This window comes from Streptococcus suis, assembly GCF_019856455.1.
GTDB lineage: Bacteria > Bacillota > Bacilli > Lactobacillales > Streptococcaceae > Streptococcus > Streptococcus suis_AE.
Genome location: NZ_CP082205.1, coordinates 1547547 through 1564821, shown reverse-complemented (window position 1 = coordinate 1564821; position 17275 = coordinate 1547547). Strand labels below are relative to the sequence as shown.

General features: G+C 43.0%; 14 protein-coding genes and 1 pseudogene. 9 read left to right on the top strand and 6 right to left on the bottom strand.

What is annotated here, in order from left to right; genetic code table 11:
* Positions 1 to 108 precede the first annotated feature (108 nt).
* The 6 genes and pseudogenes from sstT to K6969_RS07690 all read left to right on the top strand — a co-directional run bounded on the left by sstT (position 109) and on the right by K6969_RS07690 (position 5456).
* Positions 109 to 1313, top strand: a pseudogene (sstT, locus tag K6969_RS07715) (serine/threonine transporter SstT).
* A gap of 100 nt (positions 1314 to 1413) precedes the next feature.
* The gene (gene pepV / locus K6969_RS07710) at positions 1414 to 2814 is read left to right on the top strand and encodes a dipeptidase PepV (protein ID WP_321537373.1); all 1401 of its coding nucleotides are present in this window, start codon (positions 1414 to 1416) and stop codon (positions 2812 to 2814) included.
* 202 nt (positions 2815 to 3016) lie between these two features.
* A complete protein-coding gene (locus tag K6969_RS07705; RefSeq protein ID WP_321537372.1) occupies positions 3017 to 3475 on the top strand; it encodes a GNAT family N-acetyltransferase in 459 nt (152 codons plus the stop codon).
* A complete protein-coding gene (locus K6969_RS07700; RefSeq protein ID WP_321537371.1) occupies positions 3462 to 4040 on the top strand; it encodes a uracil-DNA glycosylase family protein in 579 nt (192 codons plus the stop codon). The genes K6969_RS07705 and K6969_RS07700 overlap by 14 nt, the downstream gene beginning before the upstream one ends.
* A gap of 57 nt (positions 4041 to 4097) precedes the next feature.
* On the top strand, positions 4098 to 4877 hold the full coding sequence (locus K6969_RS07695; RefSeq protein ID WP_321537370.1) for a TPM domain-containing protein: 780 nt from the start codon (positions 4098 to 4100) through the stop codon (positions 4875 to 4877).
* A 15-nt stretch (positions 4878 to 4892) separates the two neighbouring features.
* Positions 4893 to 5456, top strand: coding sequence for a LemA family protein (locus K6969_RS07690; protein ID WP_321537369.1), 564 nt, complete (start codon positions 4893 to 4895; stop codon positions 5454 to 5456).
* 50 nt (positions 5457 to 5506) lie between these two features.
* Here the strand turns inward: K6969_RS07690 and K6969_RS07685 are convergent, their stop codons facing one another.
* The 6 genes from K6969_RS07685 to mnmE all read right to left on the bottom strand — a co-directional run bounded on the left by K6969_RS07685 (position 5507) and on the right by mnmE (position 10303).
* Positions 5507 to 6859 (bottom strand): IS66-like element short variant transposase, encoded by a 1353-nt coding sequence (locus tag K6969_RS07685; RefSeq protein WP_029943010.1) that lies wholly within the window; start codon positions 6857 to 6859, stop codon positions 5507 to 5509.
* Positions 6813 to 7019 (bottom strand): transposase, encoded by a 207-nt coding sequence (locus K6969_RS07680; protein WP_029178852.1) that lies wholly within the window; start codon positions 7017 to 7019, stop codon positions 6813 to 6815. Before K6969_RS07680 ends, K6969_RS07685 begins: the two co-directional genes overlap by 47 nt.
* Before the next feature lie 50 nt (positions 7020 to 7069).
* The gene (gene tnpB / locus K6969_RS07675; protein ID WP_029188189.1) at positions 7070 to 7420 is read right to left on the bottom strand and encodes an IS66 family insertion sequence element accessory protein TnpB; all 351 of its coding nucleotides are present in this window, start codon (positions 7418 to 7420) and stop codon (positions 7070 to 7072) included.
* A complete protein-coding gene (locus K6969_RS07670; protein WP_029188188.1) occupies positions 7401 to 7586 on the bottom strand; it encodes a hypothetical protein in 186 nt (61 codons plus the stop codon). The genes tnpB and K6969_RS07670 overlap by 20 nt, the downstream gene beginning before the upstream one ends.
* Before the next feature lie 155 nt (positions 7587 to 7741).
* Positions 7742 to 8818, bottom strand: coding sequence for a hypothetical protein (locus tag K6969_RS07665; RefSeq protein ID WP_321537368.1), 1077 nt, complete (start codon positions 8816 to 8818; stop codon positions 7742 to 7744).
* A gap of 111 nt (positions 8819 to 8929) precedes the next feature.
* The gene (gene mnmE / locus K6969_RS07660) at positions 8930 to 10303 is read right to left on the bottom strand and encodes a tRNA uridine-5-carboxymethylaminomethyl(34) synthesis GTPase MnmE (RefSeq protein WP_321537367.1); all 1374 of its coding nucleotides are present in this window, start codon (positions 10301 to 10303) and stop codon (positions 8930 to 8932) included.
* Between the two features lie 714 nt (positions 10304 to 11017).
* Here mnmE and K6969_RS07655 point away from each other — a divergent pair.
* The 3 genes from K6969_RS07655 (at position 11018) to K6969_RS07645 (ending at position 16825) form a co-directional block, all read left to right on the top strand.
* Positions 11018 to 13966, top strand: a complete 2949-nt coding sequence (locus tag K6969_RS07655; protein ID WP_321537505.1) for a type I restriction endonuclease subunit R — start codon at positions 11018 to 11020, stop codon at positions 13964 to 13966.
* Positions 13967 to 14139: 173 nt separating this feature from the next.
* Complete coding sequence (locus K6969_RS07650; RefSeq protein ID WP_321537366.1) at positions 14140 to 15657, top strand: hypothetical protein; 1518 nt, start codon at positions 14140 to 14142, stop codon at positions 15655 to 15657.
* Positions 15650 to 16825: a restriction endonuclease subunit S gene (locus K6969_RS07645; RefSeq protein WP_142350797.1), complete on the top strand. Its 1176-nt coding sequence runs from the start codon at positions 15650 to 15652 to the stop codon at positions 16823 to 16825. Before K6969_RS07650 ends, K6969_RS07645 begins: the two co-directional genes overlap by 8 nt.
* Positions 16826 to 17275 lie beyond the last annotated feature (450 nt).

Here is a 17275-nt window from a genome sequence, read left to right as displayed (position 1 = left end):
TTATTACATGCTTTTCAGATTTTCACTACCTGATACTCATTTTTTATTCTATTGACCAAGCCTCGTTTTTCTGCTAATATGGAAAAATGTTTGTTTGGAGGTAATTGTTTGAAAAATATAATTTCTATCTGGAAAAAGATTAGTTTAATACGGAAACTCAGTATTGGGGTCGTATTAGGATTAGTCTTGGGATTGAGTGTTCCTCAGTTCACGATGATTTCTCTCTTGGGAAATCTCTTTGTTGGCGCTTTAAAAGCCATTGCCCCTCTTTTGGTTCTGACACTAGTTGCACATGCTCTATCACAAGCTCCTGCTGGTCAAAAATCGAATATGAGGACAGTTATCTGCTTGTATCTATTTGGTACTTTTGCGGCGGCCTTCATTGCTGTAGGAGCAAGCTATTTATTCCCTATTAAACTAGTTCTTTCTACTACAACGACTACGGACATTACTCCTCCACAAGGGATTGCTGAAGTATTCCAAGATTTGTTATTGAAAATAGTCGACAATCCAATCAATGCTCTTGCAACGGCTAATTATATTGGTGTTTTGACATGGGCGGCAGTGTTTGGCTTGGCCTTTCGTCATGCAAGCAAGACAACCAAAGATTTATTGCAATCTGCGGCAGAAGTGACTTCTAAAGTTGTAGGCTGGATTATTGGTCTGGCACCATTTGGTATCATGGGCTTGGTTTTCGATACCATTGCAAATAATGGTCTGACAGCTTTAAAAGACTATGGTTTACTGCTCTTACTCTTGGTTGGAAGCATGATTTTTGTCGCGCTTGTTGTCAATCCCTTGATTGCTTTTCTTGTAATGAAAAAAATCCTTACCCCTTGGTGTTGGAATGTCTCCGTGTTAGCGGTGTAACTGCCTTTTTCACAAGAAGTTCAGCAGCAAATATCCCTGTCAATATGCAGTTAGCAAAACGATTAGGAGTTGACTCAGATACATATTCAGTATCCATTCCGCTCGGTGCCACAATTAATATGGCTGGCGCGGCTATTACGATTAATATTTTAACAATGGCAGCTGTTCATACACTTGGCATCAGTGTTGATTTCAGTTCGGCCCTTCTTTTATCTGTTGTCGCATCTCTATCAGCTGCAGGTGCATCAGGTGTAGCAGGAGGTTCGCTTTTCCTCATTCCAGTAGCATGTAGCCTATTTGGTATTCCTAATGAAATCGCCATGCAGGTTGTTGGAGTAGGATTTGTAGTCGGAGTGATTCAAGATTCTTGTGAAACAGCCCTCAATTCATCAACCGATGTCTTGTTTACAGTTGTAGCAGAACGCTCTGCCTGGAAAAAATAGAAAGAAGTTGGGGGACCAACTTTTTTTCTTCGCTTTACTTCTGAAATCTCTTTCATTTTATGATAAAATAGTCTTACTTTGAAACTGAAAAGGAGAACACATGACAGTTAATTTTAGAGCAGAGTTTGACAAACGCAAAGATGAGTTCCTAGCGGACCTCTTTGACCTCTTACGCATCAATTCTGAGCGTGACGACAGCCAGGCAGATGCCCAGCATCCATTTGGACCTGGACCAGTGCGTGCCTTGGACAAGTTCCTTGAAATCGCTCAGCGTGACGGCTATCCGACTAAAAATGTCGATAACTACGCAGGTCACTTTGAGTTTGGCGAGGGTGACGAAGTCCTCGGTATCTTCGGTCACTTGGACGTGGTGCCAGCAGGAAGCGGTTGGAACACTGACCCATACGAGCCACAAATCATCGATGGCAAGCTCTTTGCCCGCGGTTCATCTGACGACAAAGGACCGACCATGGCCTGCTACTACGGCTTGAAAATCATCAAGGAGTTGGGCCTTCCGACCTCTAAAAAAGTCCGCTTCATCGTCGGTACCGACGAAGAGTCAGGCTGGGCGGATATGGATTACTACTTTGAGCACGTCGGGCTTCCCCTGCCAGATTTCGGATTCTCTCCAGACGCTGAGTTCCCGATTATCAACGGCGAAAAGGGCAATATCACAGCTTACTTGCATTTTGCGGGGGAAAATAGCGGAGCTGCTAAACTGCATTCCTTCACAGGCGGTTTGCGTGAGAACATGGTGCCTGAGTCTGCGACAGCTATTATCTCTGGCGACCTAGCAGACCTGGACAGCAAGTTGGCAGATTTCACAGCCGCTTACGGCCTAAAAGCTGACGCGGAAACCCTTGAAAACGGACAGGTACAAGTGACCGTCATCGGAAAATCAGCCCATGGTTCAACCCCAGAAGAAGGTGTCAACGGAGCAACTTACTTGGCAAAATTCCTCAGCCAATTCGCCTTTGACGGAGCAGCAAAATCCTATCTTGATTTGGCAGAACAAGTCCTTCTGGAAGACCATGATGCTAAAAAACTCGGCGTAGCCATCTACGATGAGCAAATGGGAGATCTTTCTATGAACGCAGGTGTCTTTAAGTTTGATGAAACCTCATCTGACAACACCATTGCTCTCAACTTCCGTTATCCAAAAAATACCAACCCTGAAACCATCAAGGCTGGTTTGGAAAAATTGGGCGTGGAAGCTGTTAGCCTGTCTGAGCATGGCCATACCCCACATTACTGCCCAATCGATGACCCAATGGTTGCGACCCTCTTGTCTGTTTACGAAAAACACACAGGCTTGAAAGGTCACGAACAAGTCATCGGTGGCGGAACATTTGGACGCTTGCTCAAGCGTGGCGTTGCCTACGGAGCCATGTTCCCAGGCGATATCAACACCATGCACCAAGCCAACGAATTTATCGAAGTTGAGCAACTCTACCGTGCAGCTGCCATCTATGCAGAAGCTATCTATGAATTAATCAAATAATACGAACCCATATTTACAGTACAGCACTTTTGTCTAAGGCTAGTTTTTCAGCTCCTCATCGTTAGTTTTTTTCAAAATACAGTCAGTATTCCCTCAAAAAACTGCCTTGATTAGCGAAAAACTATCTCTTATATCAAAGTACTTTACTTGTGAATACAGGTTCTTATCAAGACGGGTACGCCCGTCTTTTTTAGGAGGAAATATGGAACTGAAAGAACTTTGTTTTTCAGACATGGAAATGGTTAAAGAATTATTTTTGTCTGTTTTCAGCCAAGAACCTTGGAATGATGATTGGTCGGATGAGGAACAATTAGATTGCTACTTAGGTGATTTACTGGGACACCCAAGAGCACTCTGTTTTGGCTTGTTTGACCAGGAAAAATTGATTAGTCTGTCACTTGGTTACATTCGCTATTGGTATGAGGGAACAGAGTATCGAATTGAAGAGCTATGTATCTCTCGTCACTGCCAAGGCAGAGGAATCGGACAAGATTTCCTAAAAAGAATTGAGGAGCAGTTGGAGAGAAGACAGATTGTTCATATCTTTCTGCAAACCGAACGCAACCTTTCAGCCTATTCTTTCTACAAAAAATGCGGTTTCCGAGCCTTAGAAGAAGATGTGACCATGGTTAAGAAAGTAGGACATCATGGAACTTGCTGATATTCGTCAAGCCATCATTGAGGATGTTGCTAACCGAGACTTTACAAACAAGGGAATAGCTCCCCTTTTCCAAGCCCCTTCGACCGCAAAAATTCTCATTATTGGACAGGCACCTGGCTTGAAAACCCAGGGAAAAGGGCGTTTATTTGACGACGCCAGTGGTGACAACCTTCGTCGATGGTTGGGCGTGAATCGTCAGACTTTTTATGAATCGGGTCATTTTGCCATTCTTCCAATGGATTTCTATTATCCAGGAAAAGGGAAGTCTGGGGATTTACCGCCTCGCAAGGATTTTGCGCCCAAATGGCACCAGCTGATTCTGGACCAACTGCCAGAGCTTGAGCTGACCTTATTGGTAGGTAACTATGCTCAAGAATATTATCTGGAAAAATCCCAAAGGAACCTGACGGAGAGAGTGAAGCATGCAGATGATTACCTTCCCACTTATTTTCCTTTGCCCCATCCATCACCTAGAAACAATATCTGGCAGGCAAAGAATCCCTGGTTTCAAGCGGAAATCATTCCAAATTTACAAAATATACTTATGCAAATACTTGAAAAATAAGGTAAAAATGATACAATAATATAAAGAAACTGTTTCTACCTTCAGAGGAGGTGCCGTATGAAAAAGTATCTGTTCTATTTATTAGGGTTCTTGCTTTTATTGTTCAGTCTAGGTCAGCCTAGTCTGGTAGGAGCTGAGGGAATCCCGCCCCGTCCAATTGATACGACGGTGGTTGATGAAACCCAGCTTCTTTCTAGTGAAACCATTGCCAACATTGACCAGCTCAATCAGACCTGGGCAGCAAGTGAACAGCAGTTACAGGTTGGGGTCTATGTGACGGAAAGTCTTTCTACTGATATTGAAAGTCTGGCCAATGCAACCTTCCGTGACTGGCAAGTTGGCTTTGCAGGGACAGACAATGGCATTCTCTTGGTGATTGCCATAGCCGACAGGGAATTTCGGATAGAAACCTCTGACAATGCTGCCACGGTGTTGACGGATGTGGAAGCTAAGGACATTCTAGATAATGCTAGAGAATTTTTCCGTCAGGAAGACTATGACGGAGGAGTGACCTACATTGTCCAATCTATCGGGGATCGCTTCTACGGGATTAGTCTGGGTCAAGAGCAACTAGCAGCCATGGAAGAAAGGACCAGTGCGGAAAGTGATAGTTTTGTCTGGTTTATGATTGTCATTCTCGTTGTCATTATCTTTATGATTATTGATAAATCCAGCCGTGGTGGCGGAGGTCCAGGCAATCTGCTCTGGATGCTGGTAGATGACCGCCATCATTACCACAACAATCATTCTTCCCATTCTTCATCTTCTTCATCATTCGGTGGAGGGGGCTGGTCTGGCGGCGGTGGTGGCGGTGGCGGAGCCTCATCTGGTTGGTAAGAAAGGAAAATGTTTATGAAAAAGAAATGGTTAGCCATACTAATCCCAGTTTTCGCTCTGCTATTTTTAGGAATGGGGGCAATCGGTCAATACAATGGACTGGTTGATAGCCATGCAGAAGTGGAAAATGCCCAGGCCAATGTGGATACCCAGCTTCAACGGCGCTATGACCTGATTCCGAATGTCGTGGCAGCAGTCAAGGGAGCTATGGAGCATGAGGAAGAGATTTTCACAGCCATTGCGGATGCGCGTGCGAAAATCGGCTCCAGCCAAGTTGGAACCAGCGATTACAATCAAGCACAAAGTCAGCTGGATTCGGCTGTTTCTCGCTTGCTGATGGTGACGGAAAATTATCCGCAATTAACAGCCAATCAACAGGTATCTGACCTCATTACCGAGCTAGAGGGGACTGAAAATCGGATTTTAGTTGCCCGCAAGGACTATAATGCGGTGGCAACAGCCTATAATAAAAAAATCAAGCGGTTCCCGACCTCCATCTATGCAGGTCTATTCGGATTTGAAAAAGTAGAGCTCTTCCAGGCAACAAATGATGCGGCGACAACCGTAAGCGCCCAATAACAAGGTATATTGAAAAGGCTCCAAAGTCCTGTCGACTCTGGAACCTTTTTCTATTTACAAGCTCTCTTAATATTTTTATCCCATGGCAAATAGGCTTCTAAAACCTCCTTTTTTGCGAGCGACTCCTCATTAGGTAAGTGTTCTAGAAGATAGGTCATATATTTTTCTGCATCAAGTCCGTGTCGCTTAGCTGTTTCTAAAAGACTCAAAATGACAGCTGTCGACTTGGCTCCCTCAAAGCTCTGAGAAAAAAGCCAATTTTTTCTGCCCATCACCAAGGTCTTCATAGCCCTCTCAGCCATATTGTTGGACAGGACTAGGTCACCGTCCGAGAGAACGGCTCGGAAGGTGGTTTCGTATTTGAGGCTATACTCTATTGCAGTACCCAATTTGGAAGCTGGCAAGACAGCCTGTTCACGGCACCAATCAAAGAACTCGTCCATCAAGGGAGTTAACTCTGTCTGCCGTTTATGTAGCCGTTCCTCAGTAGACAGGTCAGCCCAGTCACTCTCCAAGGCAAACAGGCGGTCGCAATAGGCTAATCCCTTGGCTCCTAAAGAAGTATTATCTGTCTTCTTAGGAGTCGCCTCAAAAAATTTTCGTCTAACATGAGCCCAACAGCCAACGAGCTGAGCCTTGTCTAATTGACGATAAGCACTCCACATGTCACAATGAACGTAGCCCGCATAGTCCCCAAGAAACTCCTCCACAACTAAGCCGCTCCGTCGTTTGTCATGATGATAGAGGGTAATTCCATTTTTCTCATGTTTCCCAGACAAGAAAGTCCAGTAGTAGGTCAACTGGCTATCATTTTCTAAGACCTTGTAGGAAGTCTCATCCGCATGAAGAATAGGCTGCTCCAACAATTTCTCGTGCAACAGGTTATAAATCGGCTCGAAATAATACTGACTAGACTTGATGTGCCAGTTGGCTATTTCCTTCCGACTGATGGGCAGGCCAAGTTTATGCCAGTCCTCTTCCTGACGGTAATTGGGTACCTTCAGATTGAATTTCTGGTGAATGGTGTGAGCGATGATAGAGGCTGAACCCAAGCTGTGTGCCAAAGGTGCCTTAGGAACAGGAGCCTTGATAATCTTATCGCTTAGATTCTTCTGACTACATGCCTGACACTTGTATGCGTGTTGAACATGGTCAATCCGCTTTAATTGTGCAGGAATGAAGACCAACTCTTGTCGTTGAACAGTTGAGCCAATCTCTTTCAGCTGACCATGACAGTCTGGACAAGTGCAGTCTTCGCCCTGCAATTCGTGATGCACAATCTCTGGAGTGAACTGGCTGAAAATAGCCTGACGAACTCCCTTAGCTTTCTTGCGTTTATAGGTGATGGTCTCCGTTTCAACTGGGTAAGTCAGCTTCTTCTTCAGGGAGACTTTCCTCCCCAAACAAGCTCAGCTGACCTGGTTGATATACGACCTTCTCTGATGATTTTCCGTAGAGTTTCTGTCTCAGATAGTCAACCTGTTCTCGAAGGAGAGTGAGTTCATTAGCCATCATCTCTATCGTTTTTGACTGTGTTTCAATAATTTTTTCTAGTGATGACATAACCAATCTCCTTCTTTTTATCTCATTATACACAAAGAAAAGCCATGATTTCAATAGAAATCACGACTTTTTGAAACATTTATTTTTGGAATGATAGAAAATCCTTTCATGAGCCAGTCGACTTGCTCGGAAGTTAGAGCCTTGACCTCTTCTTCATTGTTTGGCCAGGTCAATTTCCCATTTTCAAAACGTTTATACAATAACCAAAATCCCTGTCCATCCCAATAAAGAGCTTTGAACCGGTCTTTTCGACCTCCGCAGAAGAGATAGACCTGACCGGAGAAGGGATCCAGGTTGAACTGACTTTTGATAAGATAGGCCAGGGAATCAATTCCCTGACGCATATCTGTTTTTCCACAGACCAAGTAAACTTGACCTAAATCACTGAGTTGGATGGTCATAGAACAGTACCTTATCTAAGATTGTTTCTAGTGTTTCTTGATTGATAGTGTGAAAGACTGTGAGCTCCACTTTTCCGAGACGAATTTTCATCATAATATCGTTTCTGCCTCGCTTCTCAAAGCGGCGAGATTGGGGAACAGTCAATGGAATGATGGGGTGTGACATAATAAATCCTCCAGTTTTGTTTTTCTAACAGTATACTGGAGGAGGGAGTGGGTGGATAGATACCTTGTTATTGGGCGGTTACCGACAACCGTGCCAAGTGTGGATTTACAAGATGAAGAATAAAGAACTCGGCTCCCTGAGCCGAGTTCTTTATTTTATGGATTGATCCAAACACCAGAAACGTAGTCTTCTGACAGAGTGGTTTGGTTGATAATGTTTTTAGCCTCCATATCATAGATAAGGAGTTGATTTGCCAAAATAATCAGTAAGCGCTTGTCATCAATTTGACGGATATGGTCGATGTAGTGGGGACGGGGATTTAAGTCCTTCAAAGTATGGTAGGATTGCTCGCCAGTTTGGGTATTGTAAATAGTAAAGGAAAGTGGGCTAAACATGCCATTTTGATGCTCGATGAGGAGAAGATTCTGGTCTTTGAGAGCATGGAGGGTGCTTGGTGAGGGGTGTTCTAAAGCTACGGACGAAAATGTTTTTGTTTTTGTATCGAAGGTCAGGAGTTCGTTCGATTCTTGAATATCTTCGTATTCTAAGGCTTTCTTGCCAAATGAAGGAATATAAATGGTGCCCTTGGTTAGTATACCTGGACCTGTAAAAATAGTATTGTCATATTCGAAAACTTCTTGTTTTGAAAAATCTTTCTTATCAAATATCACTAGGACATTTTCTTCAGATCCATTTTGGGAAAAATCTTTCACAAAACCAGTTAAATAGACTGACGTTTGGTCTACCATGACTGGATCATTTGGGATGAAGTCATCATTGAGGACAAGCGTCTGAATGGATTCAAACTGCTTATCAAACTGCGCAAGCGTATGATAAGCACCTGCTGTATAGAAATGGTTTCCATCTGTACCACTGATCGAGGTACTATGTTTGCTAGGCTTACGCAAAACAGTCCCATCCTGAAAGTCAATGGAAATAAGATTATCATGGATAAATTTCTGGTGGTCATTGCCAAAGACTAGGTAGCGGTCTTCGAGGATGTAATTTTCACCAGAACCAAAATACCCTTGAGAATTCATTTGCTGTGAATGAAGTAGTTTGGGGTCTTGTCCATTTAGCTGAAAAGTCTCGACCTTGCCAGGATAAACCAAGTAGAAATCAGCTTTCTCTGTTAATTGAATCTTATTGTGCTGGTAGGCGTAGAGTTTCCAGCCAATAAAGGGAAAAACTAGACAGGACAGAAGTGTAATACAGATGATGATTTTTTTCATGGAAAGACCTCCTTTCACTGTTTAGTATATCAAAATTTGTCATCTTAGACAAGAAATTATGTGTTAATATACAAATAAAGTCATGCAAGTTTTCTTACATGACTTTTGTTCTTATTTTCCAAGGCAGAATTGGCTAAAGAGTTGGGTGATGAGTTCGTCTGGAGCTGCATCTCCTGTGATTTCTCCCAAAATCTGCCAACAGCGGGTCAGGTCAACCTGTAACAAGTCAACAGGCATGCCCATTTCAAGACCGTCATTGACAGCTTGCAGGCTTTGAACGGCTTGCTCAATCAGGGAAATGTGGCGGGAGTTGGAGAGGTAGGTGGCATCTTGCTCGACCAAACCTGCATTTTCAAAGAAGAGTTGATTGATTTTTTCTTCAATTTGGTCGATATTCTGGTTTTTCAAGACGGAAATGCGAATGACCTCCTCAGGTAGTTGGTCAGCTTCAATCTTCTCTTCCAGGTCAGTCTTGTTGAGCAGGACGATACGATTTGCCATGTCTGAAATGGCTAGGAGATTGCGGTCTTGCTCGGTCAGGGGCTCAGATGCGTTGAGGACTAGTAGGATGAGGTCGGCCTCCTCAAGGGCTTTTTTGGACCGTTCCACACCGATTTTTTCAACGATGTCGTCTGTTTCACGGATACCTGCTGTATCAATCAGCTTGAGGGGGACGCCTTTGATGTTGACGTATTCTTCGATAACGTCGCGTGTTGTTCCAGCGATGTCTGTAACGATGGCTTTTTCCTCGCGGAGTAGGTTATTGAGTAGGCTGGATTTTCCCACATTGGGACGACCAATAATGGCGGTTGCGATGCCTTCACGCAAGATTTTACCACGGCGGGCGGTACGAAGGAGATTTTCCAACAGGGCTTGGAACTGGAGGGTCTTCTCACGGACCAGCTCTGTCGTCGCCTCCTCGACGTCGTCATACTCAGGGTAGTCGATGTTGACCTCGACCTGTGCCAGCGTGTTGAGAATCTCCTGGCGGGTGTCGTTGATGAGCTGGGAGAGGGAGCCGTCAAGCTGGCGGACGGCATTGTGCATGGCCTTGTCGGTCTTGGCACGGATGACATCCATGACGGCCTCGGCCTGAGTCAAATCCACACGACCGTTGAGAAAGGCACGCTTGGTAAACTCGCCCGGCTCAGCCATTCGAGCCCCTTGGCGAATCAGGAGCTGGAGGATTTCGTTGGTAACGGCGATGCCTCCGTGGGTATTAATCTCAATGACATCTTCGCGCGTGAAGGTCTTTGGGGAACGCATGACACCCAGCATGACCTCGTCAAGCACTTGCCCTGTCGCAGGGTCAATAATATGGCCGTAGTTGATGCTGTGACTGGGTACAGTCGCTAGGTCTTTTCCTTTGAAAACCTTGCTGGCAATGGCAAAAGCATCCGTCCCAGACAGGCGGACAATCCCAATGGCCCCCTCACCGAGAGGGGTGGAAATAGCGGTAATGGTGTCGAATTCTTTGGTAATCATATATCTTTCTTTCTAAAATCGTCTTATCTATTAGTGTATCATGGAATGATGAAAAAAGCACAGATGAGGGATGGGGAAACGTGAATACCCGCTCAATCAATTGTTTTTCTATTCCATTCTAGCTTAAAATATGATAAAATTAACCTACATAATCTTTGTATTTTTTAGGAGAGAAATATGAAACTTCTAAACAGGTTTGCGTATATATCAAAGCAATCTAAAACTCTTACTCAATTTCATAGTAAACAAAACCTGCCAGTCTTGGCAGGCTTTTTGCGTTGTCGAAAGGCAGGTGTCTAGATGACTTGGCAACAACTTATGCTAGACATACCAGTCTATGCACCAGAATTGCTGGAAGAAGTAAAAGCTATTGAAGAATACCAAGCAGGCTTGCTGGAAAAACTAGAAAGACAGGACAATGCCTTGGAGTTGGAGGCTGTTTACCAAGTGGAACAAGCCCGCCTGACCGATATTGTCAAAGGTTATCTGGACATCAAGCGTAAGCCTGACCACTATGCCCAAGCAGAGCAGAAATTAGCAGATGCCCACGGTCAGTTAATCGGTTTCCGTAAGCATCTCCACAAACTCTTGCAAAAGGTCAATGAAGAGGATTTGAAAGATTTTCAAGTTAGCTTACGCTTGTTGCCTGGTCAGCGGGAATTGATTGACCCTCAGGCTCTTTATCAGACTAAAAAGCCAGCCAATGAAGTGCAGATGGAAGATGAACTCATCCGCCATCTGACCAGTGGAGAAAGTCAGTGGGTCTACCGCCCTGAACTCAATAGTGAAGAACTGCTCTGGGCAAACTTTTTCGCTAAGCTAGAGGCCAATAACGTCCGCCATCTAGCTGACCATCCTCTGACAGAGCAAGAAAAACACCAAATCAAGAACCAGCTCAACTTTGTCAATTTCTACGAAGCTGCCAAGTGGCTAGCAGGTGAGAATGGAATTGCCAAGGTTCAAGTCCAGCGGGAAGATGCTAGTCTGGGCACCATCCGACTAGAGGTCATCTGGCGGCACAATGTCGCAGGGGGCAAGTCCAGTTATGAGGTTGTCAACCAAGTTGTGACAGGTGGCGATGCTGCCAGACAAAGACGGGGTGATGTGACCCTCTTAATCAACGGTCTTCCCATGATTCAGATTGAGCTCAAGAGCCGTTCCCATCCTTATATGGATGCCTTCCGTCAAATTCGCAAATACGAGCAAGAAGGTCAGTTTAAGGGTATCTTTTCGAGTCTACAAATGTTTGTAGTGTCTAACATCACGGAAACCCGCTACATCGCTGCTGCTAAGGAAACTAAACTCAACGACCGCTTCTTGACCAAGTGGGTGGATAAGCACAATCAAGCCCAGCCCCATCTCTTTGACTTTGCCAGAGAGGTCCTTTCCATCCCTATGGCTCATCAGTTGGTCATGCAATATAGCGTTATCGACGACGACAAAAAAGCCCTTATCCTGCTTCGTCCCTATCAAATCCATGCCATAGAAGCCATCCGAGAAGCCAGTCGTCTTCGTCAGTCAGGCTATATCTGGCACACGACTGGTTCAGGTAAGACCCTGACTTCCTACAAGGTGGCACGCAATCTCCTGCAAATCCCATCCATTGAGAAGACTATTTTTGTCATAGATAGGACAGACCTTGACCAGCAGACTACCTCCGCCTTTCTGTCCTATGCGGAAAATGACATGATAGATATTGACCAGACGGACGATACCCAGCACTTGTTGAAAAATCTGTCTTCAGAAGACCGCCGTGTCGTGGTCACCACTATTCAAAAACTCAATACCCTCCTGCGTCAATTTGAAGAGGGGCTTCATGAGAAATTCCACCAACGTGTTAAGAACCTAAATCTAGCCTTTGTTGTGGACGAATGCCACCGGGCTGTCACCCCAGAACGCCAGCGGATTTTGGAACAGTTCTTTGTCAACTCACTCTGGTATGGCTTTACAGGTACTCCTATTTTCAAGGAGAACAAGCGGGAGCAAAAAGGTGATTTAGCCCAGACGACAGAAGAACAGTATGGGCCATGTCTCCATGAATACACGGTCAAAGAAGCCATCCATGATCGAGCTGTTCTTGGTTTCCAAGTGGAATATCAGACCACCATGCCTGGCTGGGCGGAAGATGAAATTGAAGACGAGTTTTACGACGATGAACGGCACATGCTGACGGTGTTGGATGCCATTTTAAACAAATCCAAACGCAAACTCGGTTTCCAAAACGGTGTAGGGAAAACCTACGAGGGCCTACTGACTGTCAACTCCATCGCCCGTGCCCAAGCTTATTATGACCTGATACAAGAAGTCAAGGCTGGACAGAAGAGCCTGACAATTTCGGAATCAGTCAAAAAAGTCTTGCCTGATTTTCCAAAAGTTGCTATCACCTACTCTGTTACTGAGAACGATGAATCTTCTTTTGCCAACCAAGACTACATGAGCAAGAGTTTGGAGGATTACAATGCCATGTTTGGTACGCATTTCACTCTGGCGACCCTTGGTTCCTATAATACTGACCTCAACGACCGCTTGGCTCGGAAAAAAGATAAGTATGCCTTTCGAGAGGAGCAGTTGGACTTGGTTATTGTAGTGGATCGCTTGCTGACGGGATTTGATGCTCCGTGCTTGTCTACCATTTTCATGGACAGGCAACCTATGAAACCCCAGCATATCATCCAAGCCTTTTCACGGACCAACCGTCTCTTTGACGAGGGCAAGAAGTTTGGACAAATCGTCACCTTCCAGACCCCAGAACGTTTCAAGGAAAAAGTTGACGAGGCTCTCAGTCTCTACTCAAATGGCGGTGAGTTTGCGGTGCTGGCTCCGACTTGGTTGGAAGAAAAAGCCAAGTTCAAGGAAAAAGTTCAGCAGTTGCTGGCTATTGCCCCAAGTCCTGAAATGACACCAGATCTGGATGCCAGCAGTGATGCCGAGTTGAAACGCTTTGCCAAGGCCTTCCAGGAATTTGACAAGCTCTTTGCCTCCGTACAGGTCTATGCAGACTACGAGCAAGAGGACATTCTCAAGGAAATCGGGCTTAGTCTGGAAGATATTGAGAATTTTTCTGGACAATACCAAAATGTCATTGAAGAACTCCGCAGACGGCGGAAGGATGACGAGGGCATAGAAGATACGCCTTTTGATATTGAATACGAGCTGGAGTCTGTCCGTACGGATGAAATCAATTACCACTATATCATCTCTCTCATCCAGAACCTGATTGACAGTAAAAATCAAGTCATTCCTGATAAAGAGAAAAAATTGGTGGACAACTACATCGCCGACTTGGACAAGACCAATCCCAAACTCTCCCAACTCATCTCCAAAATCTGGCAGGAAGCTCAGACCAATACTCAAGATTACAAGGGGCAATCTATCGCCCACAAGTTAGATGAGATGATTGACCTAACCATCCGTGAGCAAGTCGTATCCACTGCACGAGATTGGTGTGTTGGCGAAGACGAACTCCAGTTTATCGTGGACAACTACCGAGTCGGCAAGGACAAGCAAATCGGTGAAAAAGCCCTGGTCGATACCTACGACTATACAAGCTACAAGGAAAACAAGGGCGACCAAGCCCTCAACAAGCTTAAATACAAAAAAGCCCTCAAAGAGGACTATATGAACATGATTGCGGAAGAAATCCTGCCATTGAGGGGGAGGTAGGAAGGAGAATAAGTGGAAGAAGTACAAAAATACGTCATCGTTGGAAATGGATTTGACTTGAAATTATAAATTAAAAGTTATTATGGCAATTTTGTGGTATATATCATATCAAATTAAGAGAGCGGTTTGTTCCCTTTACTAAAATCATTTCACATTGAAAGGAGAATTCATTAATGGTCAAAGTTGGATTTTTGTTTGGAGCAGGTGCAGAAATTTCTTATGGAATGCCTACAGGTGGAAAATTTGCACTTGAAATTTTTAGACGAGATGCATCAGGTGCAAAGAAAATTTTTAAAGAAAATCGAGATAGAGTTGTTGACACTTCGCAATACGCATCTAACTGGTTACCCGAGGAGTATCAGTCTAAAAAGGTCACAACTTTTAGAGAAAGTGTTTATGAAAATATCATAAAGGATACAGTTACTAATAATCGTTCTGAAATTGTACGTCGAATAAATCAGTTTGATGAAGTTGCAAAATCGGTTCTTAATAATAGAGGGATTTTAATACGAGATTTTAGAGAAAAAGTAAAGTTGGATTTAGAAAAAGAATATAGCGAAATCAATATAAACCAGCAATTAAGGTACAATGATTTCTTTAAGGAAGGTAATGCTCTTTTTCAAAGTAATTATTTGGCTATACTTTTGACATACTATAAAAAATATAAATTTGTAAGAGAAGAAGAAAAAGAGCTCTTAGGAGATATTATCAAGTCTACTTTTCAGTTGCATATTGGAGCAATGAGTGAAACCTTGTCAAAAAATCTTCAGGAGAATATTTTTTCAAAGGATGATATTGAGCTAGATATATTTGATGATCTAGGAGGAAATTTATCTGTTAATTATCAGTCTGCTGGTGTCAAGGGGCTGGAGCTATTATCTCGTTCTAGACCAATTGATCCCCATATTATTGTTGATGTGGCTTTTGACATCATAGAACAAATCTATGCTGATGTTCTTGATTACAAATCTGTAATTGATAGTAATTGGCATTATCTTTATACCCCAAAAACTGAGTGGGGGAAATTTTGCAATATTAGTATATTTTTACATTCTGTTCATGAATATATTGAAGGAACATGTACTATCACTGATGATAACACAGAATATTATGATGATTTAAGTGAACAAGATACTATTGAGATAACTACAGTAGCCACTTCAAATTATGTTAATAATTTAATTGGTCAAAAACTTAAAGACCATGAGGTTATATTTTTAAATGGAAGTCTCAATGAGTACTATGATCCTTATATGAATACTGTTATTTCGAAAGAGGTATTTAATAATTACTCTCATTTTGCTGTGCCATTGATATTTACACAAAGTGGTACGAAGCCTATGACGTCCATAGATATGTCAATAAAGTATGTTGACTTTTACAATCAGTTAAAACAATCTGATTTTATTTGCTCTATTGGTTTTGGTTTCAATATTGATGATGAACATATAAATGGGATTATACGAACGCTTATAGAGAGGGATGGAAAAAAATTTATCATAGTTGATTTAGATAACTCTCAAGATATTACTGATAGATCTGACGCTTTGGCTAAGAAGTTAAAAGTTAGTAACTCCGAGCAAATACACTACTTACTAGTCAATAAAGAACGATTGGTAGATGGTAAAAAATGGAGTGAGTATATTGTTTCGAAAGAATTTTTATCAGGGATTGGAGTTACAAATGACTAAGAAGTTGCCACATTATCGTTTTCAAGGCTACACTGACGCTTGGGAACTGCGGAAGGCAATGGAGATTTTTAAGATTGTGTCTGACAAAGGGTATGCAGATTTACCAATTTTGTCAGCTTCTCAAGAACTTGGGATGATTAGACGAGATGAAATAGGAATTGACATCAAATATGATAAGGAAGCGGTAGCGAATTATAAGCGTGTTTTACCGGGTCAATTTGTAATTCATCTTCGATCATTTCAAGGAGGATTTGCATGGTCTGAGATAGAGGGACTGACATCACCTGCCTACACAATATTGGATTTTAAGGAAGAAAACTCGTCAAAATTTTGGCGACATGTGTTAACTAGTCCGAATTTCATAAAAAAACTTGAAACAGTTACATATGGAATAAGGGATGGACGGAGTATAAGTTATTCTGATTTTTCGACATTAAATTTTGTCATCCCCTCCCTCCCCGAACAAGAAGCCATCGGCACTTTCTTCTCCACCCTGGACCGCCACATCACCCTTCAACAGCGTAAGTTGGACACGCTCAAGGAGCAGAAGAAGACCTATCTCAAACTCCTCTTTCCAGCCAAGGGACAAACCAAACCAGCCCTCCGCTTCCAAGGCTTTGAAGACGACTGGAAGGAAGTCAAGTTGGGGGAAGTCTTGGTTGAATATAACAAGAAATCTGAGATTGAAAATCAATTTGAATTATTGAGTTCTACTAATAGTGGAATAGAACCAAGGTCAGGTCGTGTAAGTGGAGAAAGTAATATTGGATACAAAATAATAAAAAGAGGAATGGTTGTTTTATCACCTCAAAATTTATGGTTAGGAAACATCAATTATAATGCTAAATTTGAAATTGGGATTGTGTCTCCTAGTTACAAAGTATTTAATATAAATGGCCCAAATGAACTTTATTTGGCTACGGTTTTACGTTTACCGAAGATGTTCTTTGAATATGCTCAAGCGTCGGTTCAAGGTGCAAGTATTGTTCGAAGAAATTTAGATCTGGATTTATTTGGTTCTATTTTAGTTCAACTCCCATCCCTCCCCGAACAGGAAGCTATCGGCACTTTCTTCCAAACCCTTGACCAAGAGATTGCTCAAGTGGAGGACAAGTTGGCTAGCTTGAAAGAGATGAAAAAGACTCTACTCCGTAAATTATTTGTATAATTCAGGGAGTGGGAAAGAACTCGACTGGTATAAAAAAGAGTTCGTCTTCCCACCCCCGCACAGTTGATTAGGTCGGATTTGGAGTGTGAAACACGAATAAATCTGCCAATCAACCACTGCGCTGAGATGTTGACACGAACTCTAAGAAGTGGCGCTGGGCTTTTTGCCTAGCCTCTCGCCCTCCTAATTCCCATTATATTTATTGACGAACGGTTGATATTCTGATAGAATGAGCACAGAAAAAGAGTTGGACGGCAATCCAACTCTCAGTAGAACCGTTTAAGACGGTGGCTCATATTTACAGAAATAATCCGTTCAACTTGCCGAAAGTGGGGACGGATTATTTTTTATTTTCATCAGATGTTTCATTCCCCCTAAGTCACCATATAAAAATCTTGATTAACTGACGATATTTTGTTAAAATAAGCATAGAAAAAGAGTTGGACGGCA